This window comes from Maribacter dokdonensis DSW-8 (genome assembly GCF_001447995.1).
Classification (GTDB): Bacteria; Bacteroidota; Bacteroidia; order Flavobacteriales; family Flavobacteriaceae; genus Maribacter; species Maribacter dokdonensis.
Genome location: NZ_LDPE01000004.1, coordinates 68592 through 85919 on the forward strand (window position 1 = coordinate 68592; position 17328 = coordinate 85919).

Consider the following 17328-nt stretch of genomic DNA (forward strand, 5'->3'; position numbering starts at 1 on the left):
CATTATGAACAATAGAGTAATATTGGTTGTTGCTTTGCTATTTTTTGGAGGTTATCTTCTCATGGGCCAACAAAAAAATGTGCTTGTTATCTGTATAGATGATTTAAGACCGGAATTAAAATCTTTTGGTGCATCATATATACATTCCCCTAACATAGATAGCTTAGTAAATAAGGGTAGGGCGTTTACAAGGCACTATGTAAATGCCCCCAGTTGCGGCCCATCGCGTTATGCGTTTTTAACAGGACGATATGGATTGCAGTATAGGGGTGATGCTAATCAATCTTTATTCAAAAGGGCAGAAGAACTATCTGAAGATTCTAATGCTATTTCTCCAAGTATGCCAGAATGGTTCCGCAAAAATGGGTATACCACGGTATCTGTAGGTAAAGTTTCTCATCATCCCGGTGGTAGAGGAGGTACACTTTGGAATGATGATCAAGTACCTGAAATACCTAATGCTTGGGATAAGCATATTATGCCCGTTGCAGAATGGGAAACACCCAAGGGAGCAATGCATGGATTGGCGAATGGTAAAGTGCGTACACCAAATAATAGAGATATCATTGAAACGGTTAATGGTGATGATAAAAGTTATCCAGACGGTCATATTGCAGAAGAAGGTTTGCGGCAGCTTGATTTATTGTCTAAAAATGAAAAACCCTTCTTTTTGGCAATAGGGCTCATAAAACCACACCTTCCTTTTGGAGTTCCTGAACACTATTTAAAGTATTATGATGACGTTGAAATTCCTGTATCACCACATACCAATAAACCAAAAGGGAAAACTACATGGCATGGCTCGGCAGAGTTCATGAATTATAATAGATGGGATAAGGATCCTAATATTGATAAGGAATTCGCTTTACGGCTTAAAAGGTATTACGCCGCGTGCGTTAGTTATGCCGATAAGCATGTGGGTGATATCATTAAAAAGTTAAGGCAAACGGGTGCGGATAAAAATACGATAGTGGTTTTATGGGGAGATCATGGTTGGCATTTGGGAGAACATGCAATCTGGGGCAAACATAGCTTATTTGAAGAATCTTTAAGATCGCCGTTAATCATTTATGACCCTTCCATGACTGGGAAAGGTCAAAAAAGTAATGCCATTGTAGAATCGGTCGATGTCTTTCCAACATTATGCGAATTAACGGATTTGCCCGTTCCTAATTTTACCAAAGGATTATCTTTAATACCCATTTTAAAAGATGCCAAGGCAAGTGGTCATGAAGCTGTGGCAATTAAGGCACATGCCACTACCATACGAACAGATCAATACAGATTGGTTCAGCATAAAAGCGGCGAAGTAGAATTGTATGACCATAATACACCGGAGGGTGAAGTGCTCAATATCGCAGAGAATCATCCAGAGACCGTACGGCATTTAAAAAAATTGATCACTGCCAAAATGGGAATAAAAGCTTTTGTTTTCGCTGATTGATATATAGCCCATTGGTAAGTAAGTGTATAGCTATAGGTTATCATCACTTTGCAATATAATTTATATACATGGAGCATAGATTTATAGCCTTATAAGTTCAAAGAATTGATATTAGTGGACAATTATCAATACAGAAAAAATGGTAGGTATTTTGTCTTTAATGGCTATTGAACAAAAAATGGCATTATGCTGTAAAATGTTACGGCGAAATATATGGTTACCTATTATTTTGTTTGGTTCGGTTTTGGTAGCACAGGTTAAGGTATATCCTGCACCAAATGGAATACAATTAGCTAAAACATATAAGGTAGCGGTAAATGGCTTAGATGTTCCTATTTACTCTACTAAAATACCACCGTCTAAGCCCATACCAAGGTTGGACCCTTTACGGGGTGAGTTCGGTAAAGCATCTATTGCTTCTTTTGATATGAAGGGGAGTGCATCAGTTTCTATTGCATATCATGAAAAAGTGGAATCGGTAAAGATTTTGCCCTCGTCGTATAACATAAAACCGAATTTTAAAGGAAATAGCGTTGATTTTCAATTAGATGAACCCGGTCATGTAACTATTGAAATTAATGGAGAGTGGCATGAATCTTTACATATTCTAGCCAATCCTTTTGAAGAAAATATACCCGATCCCAATGATCCTAATGTCATTTATTTTGGACCGGGAATTCATAATGTATCACAAATAACAGTCACTGATGGGCAGACCTTGTATGTTGCAGGTGGAGCCTATATAAATTGTGTGGTTCCGGAAATAGAGGAAGAAATTGAAATTAGAGGGCAATTAAGAAAAAAACCAACATTTATTTTAGAAGGAAAAAATGTTAGTATAAAAGGTCGTGGCATAATTGATCAAAGTGGCATTCCAAAAAAAGAAAGACGATACACTATTTTGGCGCTTAAAGCAGAAAACGTAAAAATTGAAGGTATAACAATTTTTGACCCCAGTCATTGGACCATTCCTATTCAAAGTAGTGATAATATTCATGTTGATAATATAAAAATTATAGGTTGGCGTGGTAATGCAGATGGTGTTGATATTACCAGTAGTAGAGATGTTTTGGTAGAGAATTGCTTTATGAGAACGTTTGATGATGCTGTAGTGATAAAGTCCTTTGGCGGATATGGAGAGGTAAAAAACGTTCACACAAGAAAGTGTGTGGTTTGGAATGAGCTAGCCCATGCTTTTAGTATAGGGGCAGAGGTTCATGAAAATATCAGTAACGTACTTTTTGAAGATAGTGATGTTATACATGACGTAGGTAGGGAGACAGCGTTAAGGGTATATCATTGTGATGATGCGGTAATAAGCGATGTCACTTTTGATAATATCAGAATTGAGGAAGCCCGAAGGTTGATTTCCTGTTGGATAGGAAAAACACGCTGGACGGAAACCATGGAACGCGGACATATTAAAAATGTAACCTTCAAAAATATTACGGCAACTTCCGCGCCAATAGATACCACGTTAACAGGGTTTCAAGATGGACCAGATTGGAAACCTTATAGCATTAAAGATCATGCAAGTATGGAATTGATCGGTTATGATAAAGATCACATTGTTGAAGGGGTAGTTTTTGACAATGTAATTCTAGACGGTAAAAAAATTCAAGTTGAAAATGTAATCATCAATGACTTTGTTAAAGATGTTGAGGTCAAGAAATAAATAAGCAACAATCCAGATAAAGCTAACAATCATTCTTAGGAAAATAGAGCAATTTTAAGGTGTAAGAAAAAAGAATATATGAAACAGATAAAGCCATTTGGCAATCATTTATGCGTAATTGCGGTACTAATGATGTTCTTCTCGTGTGCTGAAAATAAAGAAGAAGCACCAAGAAAACGACCAAATATTTTGTTCATCATGTCAGATGATCACGCGTACCAAGCTATAAGTGCGTATGACAGTAAATTGATACAAACACCAAATATAGATCGGTTGGCAAAAGAAGGTATGTTGTTTACCAATGCCAGTGTTACCAATTCAATTTGTGCGCCATCAAGGGCAACTATATTAACAGGAAAGCATACCCATATCAATGGTAAAATAGATAATTTAATGCCCTTTGATACTACACAGGTTACTTTTCCTCAGATTTTTCAAGAAAACGGGTATGAAACAGCCATGTTTGGAAAGTTACATTTTGGGAATAATCCAAAAGGTGTAGACGAGTCTATGATATTACCAGATCAGGGATTTTATCTGAATCCGGATTTTATAGATACCAAAGGGGATACTACGACCATTACTGGTTATGTTACGGATATCATTACCGATTTAACATTGGGTTGGTTGCAAGAAAAGCGCAACAAGGAAAAGCCGTTTATGATGATGTACATGCACAAGGCACCACATAGACCTTGGTGGCCAAGTCCGGAAAAGTTTGCGGAATTTACGAATAAGGAATTTCCAGAACCTGAAACCCTTTTTGATGATTATAAGAATAGAGGCACCGCTGCAAAAACGGCGGAAATGAATCTATTGACCCATATGATGTATAGTCATGATAGTAAAATTAGACCAGAACTTCTTCAAGAAATGGGTGATAAGGTATCACCAAAAGTTGAGGAATTCGAGAATGGTTTTTATGGTCCTTATGGCAGGGCAAATGCAGCTCAAAAAGCGAAATACGATGTAGTTTTAGACAAAATAAATGCTGATTTTAAAGCAAATTGGCCAAACATGACCGAGCAGGAAAAAATGCGATGGAAGTATCAACGCTACATGCAAGATTATTTAGCCTGTATTTCATCTGTAGATGATAATGTGGGTCGTGTTTTGGATTATTTGGATGAAAGCGGATTGGCAGAAAATACAATAGTTATTTATACTTCTGACCAAGGGTTTTATTTAGGTGAGCATGGCTGGTTCGATAAAAGATTTATCTATGATGAGTCTTTTAAGACACCGTTATTGGTTCGTTGGCCCAATAAAATTACCCCTGGTAGTAAAGAAAATGAAATGGTACAAAACCTGGATTTTGCACCCACCTTACTTGAAGCCGCCAATATTCCTGTACCAACGGATATGCAAGGGGAGAGCTTAATGCCCTTACTAACGGGAGAAAAGGAAAAATGGGATAGAGATGCGGTGTATTACCAGTATTATGAATACCCTAGTGTACATATGGTAAAACGTCACTATGGTATTGTGACCAAAGAATATAAGCTGATCCATTTTTATTATGATGTTGATGAATGGGAATTGTATGATAGATTAAAAGATCCTCAAGAGCTCAACAACGTTTTTAATGACCCAGCGTATGCATCAGTAGTCAAAGAAATGAAAACAAAGTTAGATGAGCTCCGGGTAAAATATGGAGATTCATCTGAATTGGATCAGAAGTATATAGAGATTTATAACAACATGAAAACAGAAAAGGAAAATGATTTTTGGTAAAAAAATAGATAAAAGTATTGTAATAAAAACCTTAGTTGTTGTTCATTTTTTGATTTGTAGTACGTCTTTATCTGCGCAAACCGAAGTTGCTTCATTGGCAGCTTTGGTACCCTATTTAGCGCAAGATAGTGTCAATGTAGTTGTAAAGAAAGGTGTATATAATATCACGGTAAAAGATATAGAAAATGGCACGTTTAAGTCTCACACAAATATTGATGATCATAATGCATTGGTGCTATTGTTGTTTAGTGGCAATAATAGTACTTATGATTTTACGGATGTGATTATAAATGTAGAAACAAAGGTTCTTACGGCATTTAAGAACTATCGTGAATTTTATGAACTTCAAATAACGGGTAATAACAATGTTATAAAGAATTTAACCCTGGCAGATGTAGGATCTGTGCATGACCATCCAACTAGAAGGGCTTGTAATGTGGTTATGGATGGAGCTAGCAACAGAATAGAAGGTCTACATTTAAGTACCAAAGGATCTTACCCGTATGGTTATGGAGAAACGTTTGGAAAAGGAGGCAAAAATGTAATCCCTCATTTTAAGCATTCTGCCTTTTTGGTTCGGGGTTATAAGAATCATGTGAAAAACTGTACAATAATTCACCGATCTTATGGACATGCCTTGTTTATGCAGGCGGCAGATGAACCGTTAATTGAAGGTTGTTATATAGAAGGTACCATGCGATCAACAGATGATATGCTTGCCGAAACCGGAACGGGTACAGATGGAGATAAAGCAGGTTTCATGACATATTTTGGGTATAAGTTGCCACCCGGTTATATGATGAGCCTTGGCGAAGGAGGTATAAGAGCATATAATGGAGGGGAAACTATAATTAATGGTGTGGAGTATAACCGTGGGACTTCTAACCCAACGATCATTAATTGCACGGTAAAGAATATGAGGGCAGGTGTAACGCTGACCCATGCAACAGGTAAAAAGTATGTGTCGGGAACTACAACTATTGGTTGTGAAAGAGGTTTTTGCATTGGCACGGGAGATATTGTAGATTGTTATGCAGATACCCAATATGGTCCAGCGCTTGGGGTAGATTATATTACAGACAGTGGTACAAATGCAGATATAACCTTGCTACCGTATGAAGGGGAGTCCTATAACGGTAGTGGTCATGCAGCCATCATTATAGGAAGCAATCATAAAATTACCCTTAGGAGTGCTATCCCTGATCCTGATCAGAATTTAAAAATTCAAATTGGTGGTGATAACAAAACGATAGGCCTACTAAAATCAGATGAAAATTATACCGCATCGCATATTTTACTTCATAATTTAACAGCGTATCCGGTTGTTCTCGATGAAGATAGCAATGGTATTAAGGGAGTATCTGCGGGTAAGGTTATAGATGAAGGGCAAAATAATCACCTTTCTTATAAATCAATTTTTCAAGATTAGAATACAATTAACGCACAAGAATTATAATATATCTATGTTTTTAAAATCAAATCTATCGGTATTCAAGTTTCATAAAATATCCTTAGTCCTTTTTGGGGCTATGACCATACTATGCGCATCTTGTGAAGAGGAGAAAGATTCGGTCTCCACCGTTGAAAAAAAGCCTAATGTAATATTGATATTGGTAGATGATCAAGGTTATGGTGATATCGCGGCTTTGGGTAACCCATATATAAAAACGCCTAATATAGATAAGCTGCACGCTACAAGTGCCAGATTTACGGATTATCATGTAAATCCTACATGTGCGCCAACAAGGGCAGCACTTTTAACCGGGCATAATGCAAATAGAACGGGAGTTTGGCATACCATTAACGGTAGGTCTTTATTATTGGAACGAGAAACGACCATGGCCGAAATATTTAAGGAGAACGGCTATTCCACTTCAATTTTTGGTAAATGGCATTTAGGGGATAACTATCCGTTTAGGCCAGAGGATAATGGTTTTGATGAGGTATTGTCTCACGGCGGTGGCGGTATGGAACAAACTATGGATTATTGGGATAACGATTATTTTGATGACATGTACATACATAATGGGGAATTGAAAAGATTTGAAGGGTACAGTACAGATATTTGGTTCAATGAGGCAATTAAGCATATTGAAAAAAATAAGGATAAACCTTTCTTTTGTTACCTACCTACCAATACTGCGCATTCACCATATTTTGTGGCTGATAAGTATATAGCACCATACAAGGATAATGACGCCATTCCGTTACCAGCTTTTTATGGTATGATCGCCAATATAGATGAAAATATAGGTAAGTTGGTTGACTATCTGGAAACCTCAGAATTGATGGATAATACCATACTTATCTTCACCACCGATAACGGTACCGCACAAGGAGCCAATACAGATGGACACCGATTAGACGGCTTTATTAAGAAAGGTTTCAATGCAGGTATGCGTGGGGTGAAAGCAAGTAAATACGAGGGTGGTCACCGTGTGCCACTATTTATCCATTGGAAGAATGGAGGAATTACCGTTGGCAAGGATATTAACGAGTTGACCGCTCATTTTGATGTATTGCCAACTTTGGTAGAAATGTGTGGTTTAGAGGTGGATGATGATATTTCTTTTGACGGAAAGAGTTTGCTGCCCTTAATCAAAGGGGAAAGCAATGATTTTAAAGAACGTATTGTAATTACCAATTCTCAGCGTACTGAGAATCCTGAGCCATGGCGTAGAACATCCTTAATGCAAGGTAAATGGCGATTGGTAGATAGTACCGAGCTTTATAATTTAGAAACTGATCCAGAACAGCGAGAGAATATAGCCTCTATGCATCCTGAAAAAATGAAACAATTTAAGGATGCATATGATGAATGGTGGCAAGATTTGCTTCCAACGTATAATGATCTTCCAAGAATTTATGTTGGCCATGAAAAGGAAAATCCTACCAAATTGTATTGTCATGATTGGCATACAGAAGGGGATAGCCCTTGGCACCAAAGGCATATAAGAACGGGTTATAGGGATAATGGTTATTGGGCAATACATGTAGACCAGCCAGGTACATATTCAGTAAAACTACGTAGATGGCCAGAAGAAACACAGTTGGCTTTAAATGCAGAGGCACCTATTAGACCAGCAAAAGAAGGGACCAGTGTTTCTGCAAGTAAACCCGGTAAATCTTTACCAGTTACCAAAGCGAGGTTAAAAGTGCAGCATTTGGATAGTGAAATTAAAGTGGATCCTACTCAGGAATATGCAGAATTTAAGGTGGATTTAACCGAGGGGGAAGCTGAACTGCAAACATGGTTTACATTGGATAACAATGAAACACTTGGTGCATATTTTGTAAGCCTAGAAAAAATTGAATAGGTTAATTGATTGATTTTTAAGGGTTAAATATATTGTGATTCATAATTTATCGATAATGAATCATGAGTTATAAGTATATGGGAATTATTTTTTCATATTGCATAAGGTCATTAGGCAACTTAAACAGGTTATGAGTAAACACGATCAAAATTTTAATTTCACAGCATTGGTGTTAATGACCTTTCTGTTTAATTATGGCTGTGCCCAAACGGCTAAAGTAATGGTCTTGAATGATTCTTTAGAAGTGCGATCTACACTTTTATATGAGGAAAATTTTAGTGGAGACCTAAGTACTTGGCAGGTGGAGCAGATGCCTGGGGGAATAGCTAAAATCAAAGATGAAAAGCTTGAAATTGATGATGTCGCAGGTTGTACAATTTGGTTTAAAAAAGAACTATCCGGACCAATAATGATCGAATACGATGCCTATATCATATCTGACGGAGGTGAAAACGACCGGGTTTCTGATATGAACTGTTTTTGGATGGCGAAAGATGTAGAACATCCTAATAACTTATTTGAAAATTCAGCCAAAAGACACGGTAAGTTTACAAATTATGATAGTCTACGGCTGTATTATATGGGCGTAGGTGGTCATGACAATACCAAAACCAGATTTAGAAGATATGTAGGTAATGGAGAAAGACCGTTATTGGCGGCACATGATTTTTCTAAACAGGAGTTTTTGTTAGAGCCCAATACCACGTATCATATTAAAATCATTGCGTATGACAATGTTATTCAATATTACAGAAATGGAGTCAAAATGATCGATCTAAATGATGATGATCCTTATACCAGTGGATATTTTGGGTTCAGAACGGTGAACAATCATATGACAATTGATAACTTTAAAGTATACAGATTAAAACAATAATAAATATATAATTAAATGTCTACAACCTATAATACAAGATACGCTTCTAGCCCAGAGGCAGTTAAGAAATATGACACAACCGCTTTAAGGGACGAGTTTTTGATCAATGACCTTATGAAAGAGGGCGAGATCAATTTAACCTACACCCATTACGATCGCTATATTGCTGGTTCTGCAGTGCCAAAATCTAATTTGAAACTAGAAACTATTGATCCTTTAAAGGCAGCGTTTTTCTTGGAGAGAAGAGAAATGGGTATCATCAATGTAGGTGATTCAGGAGCCGTTGAAGTAGACGGTGAAAATTATAGTCTTGGTCATAAAGACGCGCTCTATATTGGCATGGGGGCAAAAGATGTCATTTTTAAAAGTGATGACCCTAATAAACCGGCTAAGTTTTATATCAATTCAGCACCGGCACATACCAATTTTCCAACTAAAAAAGTAAGCTTGGAAGAGGCGAATAAATTGGAGCTGGGGTCTTTGGAAACTGCAAACCATAGAACGGTTAGTCAAATGATCATTGGTGGTGTGGTTACTACTTGTCAGTTACAAATGGGTATGACCAAGTTAAAGACCGGTAGTGTTTGGAACACTATGCCGGCACACGTGCACGATCGTAGAATGGAGGTATATTTTTATCTAGATGTGCCAGAAGGTCAAGCAGTTTGTCATTTTATGGGCCAACCCCAAGAAACAAGACATATATGGATGCATAACCACCAAGCGGTAATTTCACCACCATGGTCTATACATTGTGGGTCAGGAACTTCAAATTACACCTTTATCTGGGGTATGGCAGGTGAGAATTTAGATTACAGTGATATGGATGTTGCTGCAATAACAGAATTAAAGTAAAATTATGTCTACAGAATTATTTAGTTTAAAAGGAAAAGTGGCATTGGTAACCGGTAGCACCCATGGTCTAGGTATGGCAATGGCAAAAGGATTGGGACTTGCAGGTGCAAAGTTGATCGTTAACGGTAATTCATCGCAAACTAAAATTGATGATGCCGTTGCATTTTATAAATCATTGGGTATAGATGCGTACGGATTCAAGTTTAATGTAACCGATGAAAAAGCGGTTGAAAAAGCTATTAACGATATTCAAGCTTCAGTTGGCACCATTGATATTCTTGTGAATAATGCAGGAATCATTAAAAGAACACCTCTAGAAGAAATGGAAGTTGAGGACTTTAAAGAAGTTATCAATGTTGATTTAGTGAGTCCGTTTATAGTATCTAAACATGTGGTGAAAACCATGATAGCCAGAAAGCAAGGTAAGATTATTAATATTTGCTCAATGATGAGTGAATTGGGTAGAAATACCGTAGGTGCTTACGCGGCGGCAAAAGGCGGATTAAAAATGTTGACCCAAAATATGGCTACAGAATGGGCTAAACATAACATACAGGTCAATGGTATAGGACCAGGGTATTTTGCAACCAGTCAAACCGCGCCTATACGTGTAGATGGTCACCCTTTCAACGAATTTATTGTAAATAGGACACCGGCAGCAAAATGGGGAGACCCAGATGATTTGGCAGGTGCAGCGGTATTTTTATCGTCTAAGGCGAGCGATTTCGTAAACGGACATATTTTGTATGTAGATGGTGGTATTTTGGCAACCATTGGTAAACCAAGTAATGAAAACTAAAATTATGATTAACCAGATCCATTTAAAGTATTGTGCAGCAGTAATTACCTTATTTTTAATAGGCTGTACAGGTGAAAAACCGTTAGAAATTGAAGTTGTAAATCATTTGAATATTGATCGTTCATTGGAAACCGTTGAAATTGATTTGGCACTTTTACAATCTGACGAATCTTTAAAATTGGTCACGGGGAAATCTTACAAGGTCAGTGAAGTAGATAGTGGAACTGAATTAGTTTCGCAACTAAGCGATGTTGATGGAGATGGCGCGGCAGATGTTCTTCTGATTCAACCGGAAATAGCGGCAAATTCAAGTAAAACTTTTAACATCACACTTAAGGATGCTGTAGCAGGGTCAGAAGATATTCCAACATGTTATTCAAGATTTGTTCCGGAGCGAACCGATGATTATGCTTGGGAAAATGATAGGGTAGCATTTAGAACCTATGGTCCTGTGGCGCAAAAAATGATAGAGGACAGTATACCCGGAGGAACATTATCCAGTGGTATGGATGCGTGGTTAAAAAGGGTGGATTATCCAATAATCAATAAATGGTACAAGAAAGAATTGGAAACTGAAGGCACTTACCATGAAGATGACGGCGAGGGTTTAGATAATTTTCATGTTGGCACCAGCAGAGGAGTAGGTGGTATTGCTGTCAAGGTGGACACTACATATCAATTTTCAAGAAATTTTACAGATTATAAAACTATTGAAACCGGGCCACTCAGAACTAGTTTTTGGATTACGTACGCACCATGGAAGGCAGGAGATAAAACCATAGAGGAAAAGAAGTTTATTTCTTTGGATCGTGGAAGTAACCTGTCTAAATACAGAGTTGAAGTCAACGGCTCGGAAACCATTTCCGTTGGCCTTACACTTCATGAAAAAGATGGGGAAATTGCTGCTGAGGTAGAACAAGGTTGGGTCAGTTATTGGGAACCATATTTTGGCTCTGAATTAGGAACGGGTGTCGTAGTTCCTTCCAACGCTATGTTGGGATATGATAAATATGTGACCAATACCAAAGATCTAAGTAATTTGTATGCACAAGTTAAAGTGATAAATGGCGAAGCGGTTTATTATACCGGATTTGGATGGAAAAAAAGCAAACAGTTCAATACCAAAGAAGAGTGGAACGCTTATTTAAAGGAATTTGCCCAAAAGGTGAATGCACCATTAGAAGTTAAAGTGAAGTAGTTGGTTACTTATACGGATGATTGTTTGCACCATAGTTGAGTTATATGAACTCATAGCAAAACAATCATCCATTTTATATTAGTTGATTTTCTTGATCAAATGATTTGGAAAATCTTTCGTGTTTTCACAGCATACTTGCTCCATTACCTGTTGTAATTCGGTCTTTAATAATGAAATCGTATGATTTCCTCCTTCATTTCCCAATGCCGCTACACCGTACATAAAAGAACGACCTAAAAAGGTGAATTCAGCCCCAGAAGCCATTGTTCTGGCAATATCTGGACCAGAGCGTAAGCCGCTATCCATCATAACTTTTATTTGGTCGCTATATTTTTCTGCAATTCTAGTCAACGGTCTTATAGTAGATTCCCCTGCATCTAATTGTCTGCCACCGTGGTTGGAAACAATAATACCATCAATACCCAGTCGTATGGCTTTTTCGGTATCCATTTCAGAAGCCACGCCTTTAAGTACCAATTTACCTTTCCACATATCGCGGATAGGTTTAATTTTTTCCTCGTTTAATCTACCGGTAAAAGTTTGGTCCATGAATTTTCCTAGTTGTTTTAAATCTAGGTTTTTGGGCATATAAGGCTTAAGCGTTTCAAAGTTGGGCTGACCATGAATTAGGGTTTTCATTGCCCATTCTGGTTTTCCTAAAATTTGTAGAATATTCTTTACGCTCATTTTTGGAGGCATAGCCAATCCATTTCTAATATCCCTTGGTCTAAATCCAAAAGTTGGTACATCTGATAAAATAACTAGAACCGGGCATTCTGCCTGTGCAGCTCGGTTGATCATATCATCGCGTAATCTATTTTCGGTCGGATGATATAATTGAAACCATGCCTGACCTTCGGTAATTTCAGAAATTCTTTCAATACTACTTGTAGAAACCGTACTTAAAACAAAGGGTACATTGTGCTCAAAAGCGGCCTTAGCTAGAATTTCCGGTGCATTGGGCCACATGAGCCCTTGGAGACCAACTGGTGCTATACCAAAAGGAGCATCGTATGTATGCCCAAAAAGTTCGGTTTTCATATCGGATCCCGTATGCTTACTTAAATAGCTGGGCGTTAATTCCACTTTTCTGATATCGCTCGTATTTTTAATGAGGTTCACATCTTCATTACAACCACCATCCAAATATTCAAAAGCAAATTTTGGAATTTTTTTCTTCGCCTTGTTTCTTAAATCGGTAACTGAAGGGTATTTGTTGTTAATGGCAATTCTTGCTTTACTCATAATTCAAATATTTTGTTCATTAGTCGCCATTTTTCTCCTGGTTTTGAGTTTGGTATAGCTTGTTGATACTTCCACATTAAAGTTTCCCATTCTTGCACTTTGACATTTCTTTCATCAGCTTGTTGCTTTTTGTCAAATGAGAATAAGGGGTTGGTTTCCATAATCATGAAAAGCCTGTTTTCTACTAGATAAATATCTAAATTTTCAATGTGAGAACCTTTGATACTTTCAATAATTTCTGGCCACACATTTTTATGGTGCTCAATATATTCGTTGATCAATGTTTCATCGTTCTTCAAATCTAACGCAAAACAATGTTTTTGATTCTTCATGCTAATTCTGATAATATTTATGGGTCATTTGTCCGTAGAAAGCAATAACCACAAAACAGATTAATGGTAATATAAAAGAAAAGTTGACCTCGGATAACCCTAGTATTTCCGTGTCATTGACACCAAATCCGCCAACATCTATTATTTTACCCTGTAGACCAGGCATTAAGGCACCACCAACGATAGCCATAACAAGACCTGCAGCACCAATTTTAGATTCCTCTTCTTCTAAATTTTCTAAGGCAATACCATAAATTGTTGGGAACATTACGGACATGCATAATGATAGTGCTACCAGACAATAAAGCCCTATGGTACCTACTAAGAACATGGTTCCTAAAGATGCGATAATAGCGGCAATGGCATATAATAGCAGTAATTTTCCAGAGGATATAAACCTTAGAAGATACGTGCCAATTACCCTGCCTACTAAAAAGAGTATAAAGGCGATAATTTGATAATTTGCGGCGGTTTCACTTTCCATACCAATAGCCTCTGCATATTGGTAAATATAGGTCCAACACATAATCTGTGCTCCAACATAGAATATTTGGGACACTACACCAAAGACATATTTTTTATTCTTTTTCAACGAATTAAATGTATGGGACAGGCTAGGTATGTTGCCATCACCTTTTGATTGTGGCATTTTACTAACGGCGATCAACACCAAAATTGCCAAAATAACCAAGCCTAAGACTACATAGGGATCTCTGATCACCATTAAATCTGAAGTTCTTATGAGAGATTTTTTTGCTTCGGATAAGGCACTATAATTTTCAACATCGTCAGATTGTAAATTTTTAAGTACAAATTGCTGGGCCACTAAAAGTCCCAATAACAGACCAATAGGGTTAAAGGCTTGTGCCAAGTTTAATCTTTGGGTCGCGGTTTTAGGGTCGCCCATTGCCAATATATAAGGATTGGCGGTTGTTTCTAAAAAGGCAAGACCAAATGTTAAAATATATAGACCCAAGCAGAAGAACCAAAATTGTTCTGTTATGGCCGCAGGATAAAAAAGTAATGCGCCTACGGCATATAAGGCCAAGCCAATGATAACACCTACTTTATAGGAATATTTGCGAACAAATAACGCTGCCGGTAAGGCCATGCAAAAATAACCACCATAAAAAGCCATTTGTACCCATGCAGCCTGAGAATTAGATAGCTCCAATACCTTTTTAAATGCTTGTACCATAGGATCCGTAACGGCATTTGCAAAACCCCAAAGAGCGAATAAAGAAGTTATTAAAATAAATGGTAACAAAGTTTTTCTTGATACAATGGGTGTTTTATCTGTCTTTGACATGGGTGGTGAGTTTTGTTGTTAAGTTGAAAGGTTAGAAAGCAAAGTCAGCGTTATAGGGCGCGGTCCAAATGGCTGTAGCCACCATCTACAAATATGAGTTGACCTGTGGTATGACTGGATTTTTCAGAAAGTAAGAAAGCGACCATATCTGCAATTTCTTCTGCTGTGGTCATTCTATTTTCTAAAGGAATTTTTTCGGTAATCTTACCAAGTCTTTCTTCTGGGTTTGGAAATGATTTTATCCAACGATCGTACAACGGTGTATAACATTCGGCAACAATGACTGCATTTACACGAATGGAATAGGGTAGTAGCTCGACCGCCCATTCTCTTGTAAGTGCATTTCTGCCTCCGTTTGCTGCGGCATAACCAGAAGTGCCACCTTGACCGGTTACCGAGGTTTTAGAGCCGATATTTACTATTGCTCCCTTGTTTCTTTTAAGTTCAGGCAGCGCATAGTGTGCCATCATGTAATAATGGGTAAGATTTCTGGAAATGGAACGCATAAAATCTTCATGATTACCATCTTCTAACCCTACCGAATCATTTACTCCGGCATTATTGACCAAGCCGTCAATTCTACCAAAACGTGCTATACAGCTATCAACGGCCTCTTTACATTTTTGAGGGTCCGTAAGCTCGGCAAAAGCATACCCTGCTTGTCCGCCTTCTTTTTCTATCTCAGAAATTACCGATACAATATTCGCTTTATTTCTACCTAGAATATATGGTATGGCACCTTCTTTTGCTAGGCAAATACTTATACCTCTACCAATTCCAGATGAACCTCCAGATACTATGATAACTTTATTTTTCAGATTTAAATCCATCGTTGGTAATTTTAATATGATTAATTGATTATGCGTTTAAGTTGTAGAAATCCATAGCGTTCAATCCCATAATTTGTGCTTGTTCTGGAAGCGATAGTTGCTGGATGTAAGACGTGATAATGTCTTTGTTTTTGGCATAACTACCCGCCAATAGACAAACAGGCCAATCTGAACCGAACATTATGCGGTTTGTGCCAAATGCCTCAAATACAACATCGATATACGGAGTGAAATCGGAAGTTTTCCAACTGCTCCAATTTGCTTCGGTACTTAGGCCCGATAGTTTACAATATACATTTGGGTTTTTGGCAAGTGCTGTAATAGCAGCTTTCCAATCATTTATTTCACCTAATTTTATAGGTGGTTTGGCAATATGGTCAAGAACAAATTTTTGATTTGAAAATTTTGATACCAATTGAGTGCTGTTCTTTAATTGATTAGGGAACACCAAAAGATCGTAGGTTAGATTTAAGGCTGCTAATTCACTAATGCCGTTCATAAAGGCTTGATTTAAAATGAAGTCTTCCTTTTCAGCTTGTAGAATATGGCGCACACCTTTAAAAAGTTTGTTTTGGGCAAAATATTCCAAACGCTTTTTCACGTTGTTATCGCATAAATCTACCCAGCCTACGACTCCCTTTATAAAATTATTATGGGTAGCTAAGTTTAATAAAAAGGTCGTCTCGGTTTCGGACTGATCTGCTTGTACGGCAATACAACCATCAACATTGTTTTCAGTAAGTATTGGTTTTAAATCACTAGGTAAAAAATCGCGCTGAATAATTTTCATTGCATCATTGATCCAACTATCTCTAACCGGGTCATACTTCCAATAATGTTGATGGCTGTCTATGATCATTTTGTATATGCCTTGGCAACTTGTTTAGAACTACCTAGTTTTTCAATACCTAATTCAACCACATCACCTGGGTTTAAATATCTTGGAGGATTAAAACCTAAACCTACACCAAAAGGGGTACCTGTAGATATGATATCACCCGGTAATAGGGTCATGTATTGGCTAATATAACTGACCAATTTTGGAACATTGAAAACTAAATCTTCGGTATTACTGTTCTGTAATAGTTCTCCATTGACCTTTAACCACAAGTCTAAATTATGTGGATCGCTAACTTCTTCTTTGGTAGCTAAAAACGGACCTATAGGTGCAAAGGTGTCACAACTTTTACCTTTTACCCATTGCCCTTCTTTTTCTAATTGAAATTCCCTTTCACTATAATCATTATGCAATGTGTAACCCGCAACATAATCCATAGCATCGGCTTCTTCCACATAGCTTGCTTTTTTACCAATAACCACGGCAAGCTCTACCTCCCAGTCGGTCTTCTTACTATTCTTTGGGATGATAACATCATCATTGGGTCCTACGATAGCAGAAGTTGCTTTAAAGAACAATACAGGTTCGGTAGGTACTTTCATGCCACTTTCCGCTGCATGTTTGGCATAGTTCAACCCAACGCAAACAATTTTAGAAGGTTTTTTTAGGGGAGGTCCCAATCTTGTACTCTTATCTATTTTAGGTAAATCATTAGCTTTTTCATCTACCCAAGACTTAAGTCGTGCTAAACCGTCGTTCTCAAAAAACAGTTCATCATAATCTTCACCAAAACCTGAAGTATCTATCCAATCGCCATTATCAAGAATTACTCCCGGTTTCTCATTTTCAGGTGTTCCAAATCGTATTAATTTCAT

Annotated in this window: 15 protein-coding genes; 9 read left to right on the forward strand and 6 right to left on the reverse strand. The window is 37.5% G+C overall.

Annotated elements, in window-relative coordinates; translation table 11 throughout:
* Positions 1–4: 4 nt before the first annotated feature.
* The 9 genes from I600_RS15155 (at position 5) to I600_RS15195 (ending at position 11899) form a co-directional block, all read left to right on the forward strand.
* Positions 5–1444 (forward strand): sulfatase, encoded by a 1440-nt coding sequence (locus I600_RS15155; RefSeq protein WP_058105403.1) that lies wholly within the window; start codon positions 5–7, stop codon positions 1442–1444.
* Between the two features lie 139 nt (positions 1445–1583).
* Positions 1584–3119: a glycosyl hydrolase family 28 protein gene (locus I600_RS15160; protein ID WP_058105404.1), complete on the forward strand. Its 1536-nt coding sequence runs from the start codon at positions 1584–1586 to the stop codon at positions 3117–3119.
* A gap of 78 nt (positions 3120–3197) precedes the next feature.
* Entirely contained in the window at positions 3198–4853 is a 1656-nt protein-coding gene (locus tag I600_RS15165) for a sulfatase family protein (RefSeq protein WP_058105405.1), read from the forward strand.
* Positions 4840–6282, forward strand: coding sequence for a hypothetical protein (locus tag I600_RS15170; protein ID WP_058105406.1), 1443 nt, complete (start codon positions 4840–4842; stop codon positions 6280–6282). Before I600_RS15165 ends, I600_RS15170 begins: the two co-directional genes overlap by 14 nt.
* Before the next feature lie 34 nt (positions 6283–6316).
* Positions 6317–8170, forward strand: coding sequence for an arylsulfatase (locus I600_RS15175; RefSeq protein ID WP_058105515.1), 1854 nt, complete (start codon positions 6317–6319; stop codon positions 8168–8170).
* Positions 8171–8300: 130 nt separating this feature from the next.
* Positions 8301–9047 (forward strand): DUF6250 domain-containing protein, encoded by a 747-nt coding sequence (locus I600_RS15180; protein WP_058105407.1) that lies wholly within the window; start codon positions 8301–8303, stop codon positions 9045–9047.
* Positions 9048–9062: 15 nt separating this feature from the next.
* Positions 9063–9902, forward strand: coding sequence for a 5-dehydro-4-deoxy-D-glucuronate isomerase (gene kduI / locus I600_RS15185; RefSeq protein WP_058105408.1), 840 nt, complete (start codon positions 9063–9065; stop codon positions 9900–9902).
* Between the two features lie 4 nt (positions 9903–9906).
* The gene (locus I600_RS15190) at positions 9907–10701 is read left to right on the forward strand and encodes a gluconate 5-dehydrogenase (RefSeq protein WP_058105409.1); all 795 of its coding nucleotides are present in this window, start codon (positions 9907–9909) and stop codon (positions 10699–10701) included.
* Between the two features lie 4 nt (positions 10702–10705).
* Positions 10706–11899, forward strand: coding sequence for a DUF4861 family protein (locus I600_RS15195; RefSeq protein WP_058105516.1), 1194 nt, complete (start codon positions 10706–10708; stop codon positions 11897–11899).
* 78 nt (positions 11900–11977) lie between these two features.
* On the opposite strand, the gene I600_RS15200 is transcribed toward I600_RS15195, so the two are convergent.
* From I600_RS15200 to I600_RS15225, 6 genes are read right to left on the reverse strand one after another with little or no spacing between them, the layout of a single operon-like run.
* Positions 11978–13144 carry an alpha-hydroxy acid oxidase gene (locus I600_RS15200; protein WP_058105410.1) on the reverse strand — a complete coding sequence of 389 codons (1167 nt, stop codon included), beginning with the start codon at positions 13142–13144 and terminating at the stop codon, positions 11978–11980.
* Positions 13141–13476, reverse strand: a complete 336-nt coding sequence (locus I600_RS15205; RefSeq protein ID WP_058105411.1) for an L-rhamnose mutarotase — start codon at positions 13474–13476, stop codon at positions 13141–13143. Before I600_RS15205 ends, I600_RS15200 begins: the two co-directional genes overlap by 4 nt.
* Position 13477: 1 nt before the next feature.
* A complete protein-coding gene (fucP, locus tag I600_RS15210; RefSeq protein WP_058105412.1) occupies positions 13478–14785 on the reverse strand; it encodes an L-fucose:H+ symporter permease in 1308 nt (435 codons plus the stop codon).
* Positions 14786–14835: 50 nt separating this feature from the next.
* On the reverse strand, positions 14836–15615 hold the full coding sequence (locus I600_RS15215; RefSeq protein WP_058105413.1) for an L-fucose dehydrogenase: 780 nt from the start codon (positions 15613–15615) through the stop codon (positions 14836–14838).
* Positions 15616–15643: 28 nt separating this feature from the next.
* Positions 15644–16474 carry an amidohydrolase family protein gene (locus I600_RS15220; RefSeq protein ID WP_058105414.1) on the reverse strand — a complete coding sequence of 277 codons (831 nt, stop codon included), beginning with the start codon at positions 16472–16474 and terminating at the stop codon, positions 15644–15646.
* A complete protein-coding gene (locus I600_RS15225; protein WP_058105415.1) occupies positions 16471–17328 on the reverse strand; it encodes a fumarylacetoacetate hydrolase family protein in 858 nt (285 codons plus the stop codon). Before I600_RS15225 ends, I600_RS15220 begins: the two co-directional genes overlap by 4 nt.

What these genes read in the sequence shown, in the direction of transcription:
- I600_RS15190 (WP_058105409.1), top strand. Translation starts at nt 9,907, where the DNA reads ATGTCTACAGAATTATTTAGTTTAAAAGGAAAAGTGGCATTGGTAACC.
- kduI (WP_058105408.1), top strand. Translation starts at nt 9,063, where the DNA reads ATGTCTACAACCTATAATACAAGATACGCTTCTAGCCCAGAGGCAGTT.
- fucP (WP_058105412.1), bottom strand. Translation starts at nt 14,785, where the DNA reads ATGTCAAAGACAGATAAAACACCCATTGTATCAAGAAAAACTTTGTTA.
- I600_RS15175 (WP_058105515.1), top strand. Translation starts at nt 6,317, where the DNA reads ATGTTTTTAAAATCAAATCTATCGGTATTCAAGTTTCATAAAATATCC.
- I600_RS15170 (WP_058105406.1), top strand. Translation starts at nt 4,840, where the DNA reads ATGATTTTTGGTAAAAAAATAGATAAAAGTATTGTAATAAAAACCTTA.
- I600_RS15200 (WP_058105410.1), bottom strand. Translation starts at nt 13,144, where the DNA reads ATGAGTAAAGCAAGAATTGCCATTAACAACAAATACCCTTCAGTTACC.
- I600_RS15225 (WP_058105415.1), bottom strand. Translation starts at nt 17,328, where the DNA reads ATGAAATTAATACGATTTGGAACACCTGAAAATGAGAAACCGGGAGTA.
- I600_RS15180 (WP_058105407.1), top strand. Translation starts at nt 8,301, where the DNA reads ATGAGTAAACACGATCAAAATTTTAATTTCACAGCATTGGTGTTAATG.
- I600_RS15220 (WP_058105414.1), bottom strand. Translation starts at nt 16,474, where the DNA reads ATGATCATAGACAGCCATCAACATTATTGGAAGTATGACCCGGTTAGA.
- I600_RS15215 (WP_058105413.1), bottom strand. Translation starts at nt 15,615, where the DNA reads ATGGATTTAAATCTGAAAAATAAAGTTATCATAGTATCTGGAGGTTCA.
- I600_RS15195 (WP_058105516.1), top strand. Translation starts at nt 10,706, where the DNA reads ATGATTAACCAGATCCATTTAAAGTATTGTGCAGCAGTAATTACCTTA.
- I600_RS15155 (WP_058105403.1), top strand. Translation starts at nt 5, where the DNA reads ATGAACAATAGAGTAATATTGGTTGTTGCTTTGCTATTTTTTGGAGGT.
- I600_RS15205 (WP_058105411.1), bottom strand. Translation starts at nt 13,476, where the DNA reads ATGAAGAATCAAAAACATTGTTTTGCGTTAGATTTGAAGAACGATGAA.
- I600_RS15160 (WP_058105404.1), top strand. Translation starts at nt 1,584, where the DNA reads ATGGTAGGTATTTTGTCTTTAATGGCTATTGAACAAAAAATGGCATTA.
- I600_RS15165 (WP_058105405.1), top strand. Translation starts at nt 3,198, where the DNA reads ATGAAACAGATAAAGCCATTTGGCAATCATTTATGCGTAATTGCGGTA.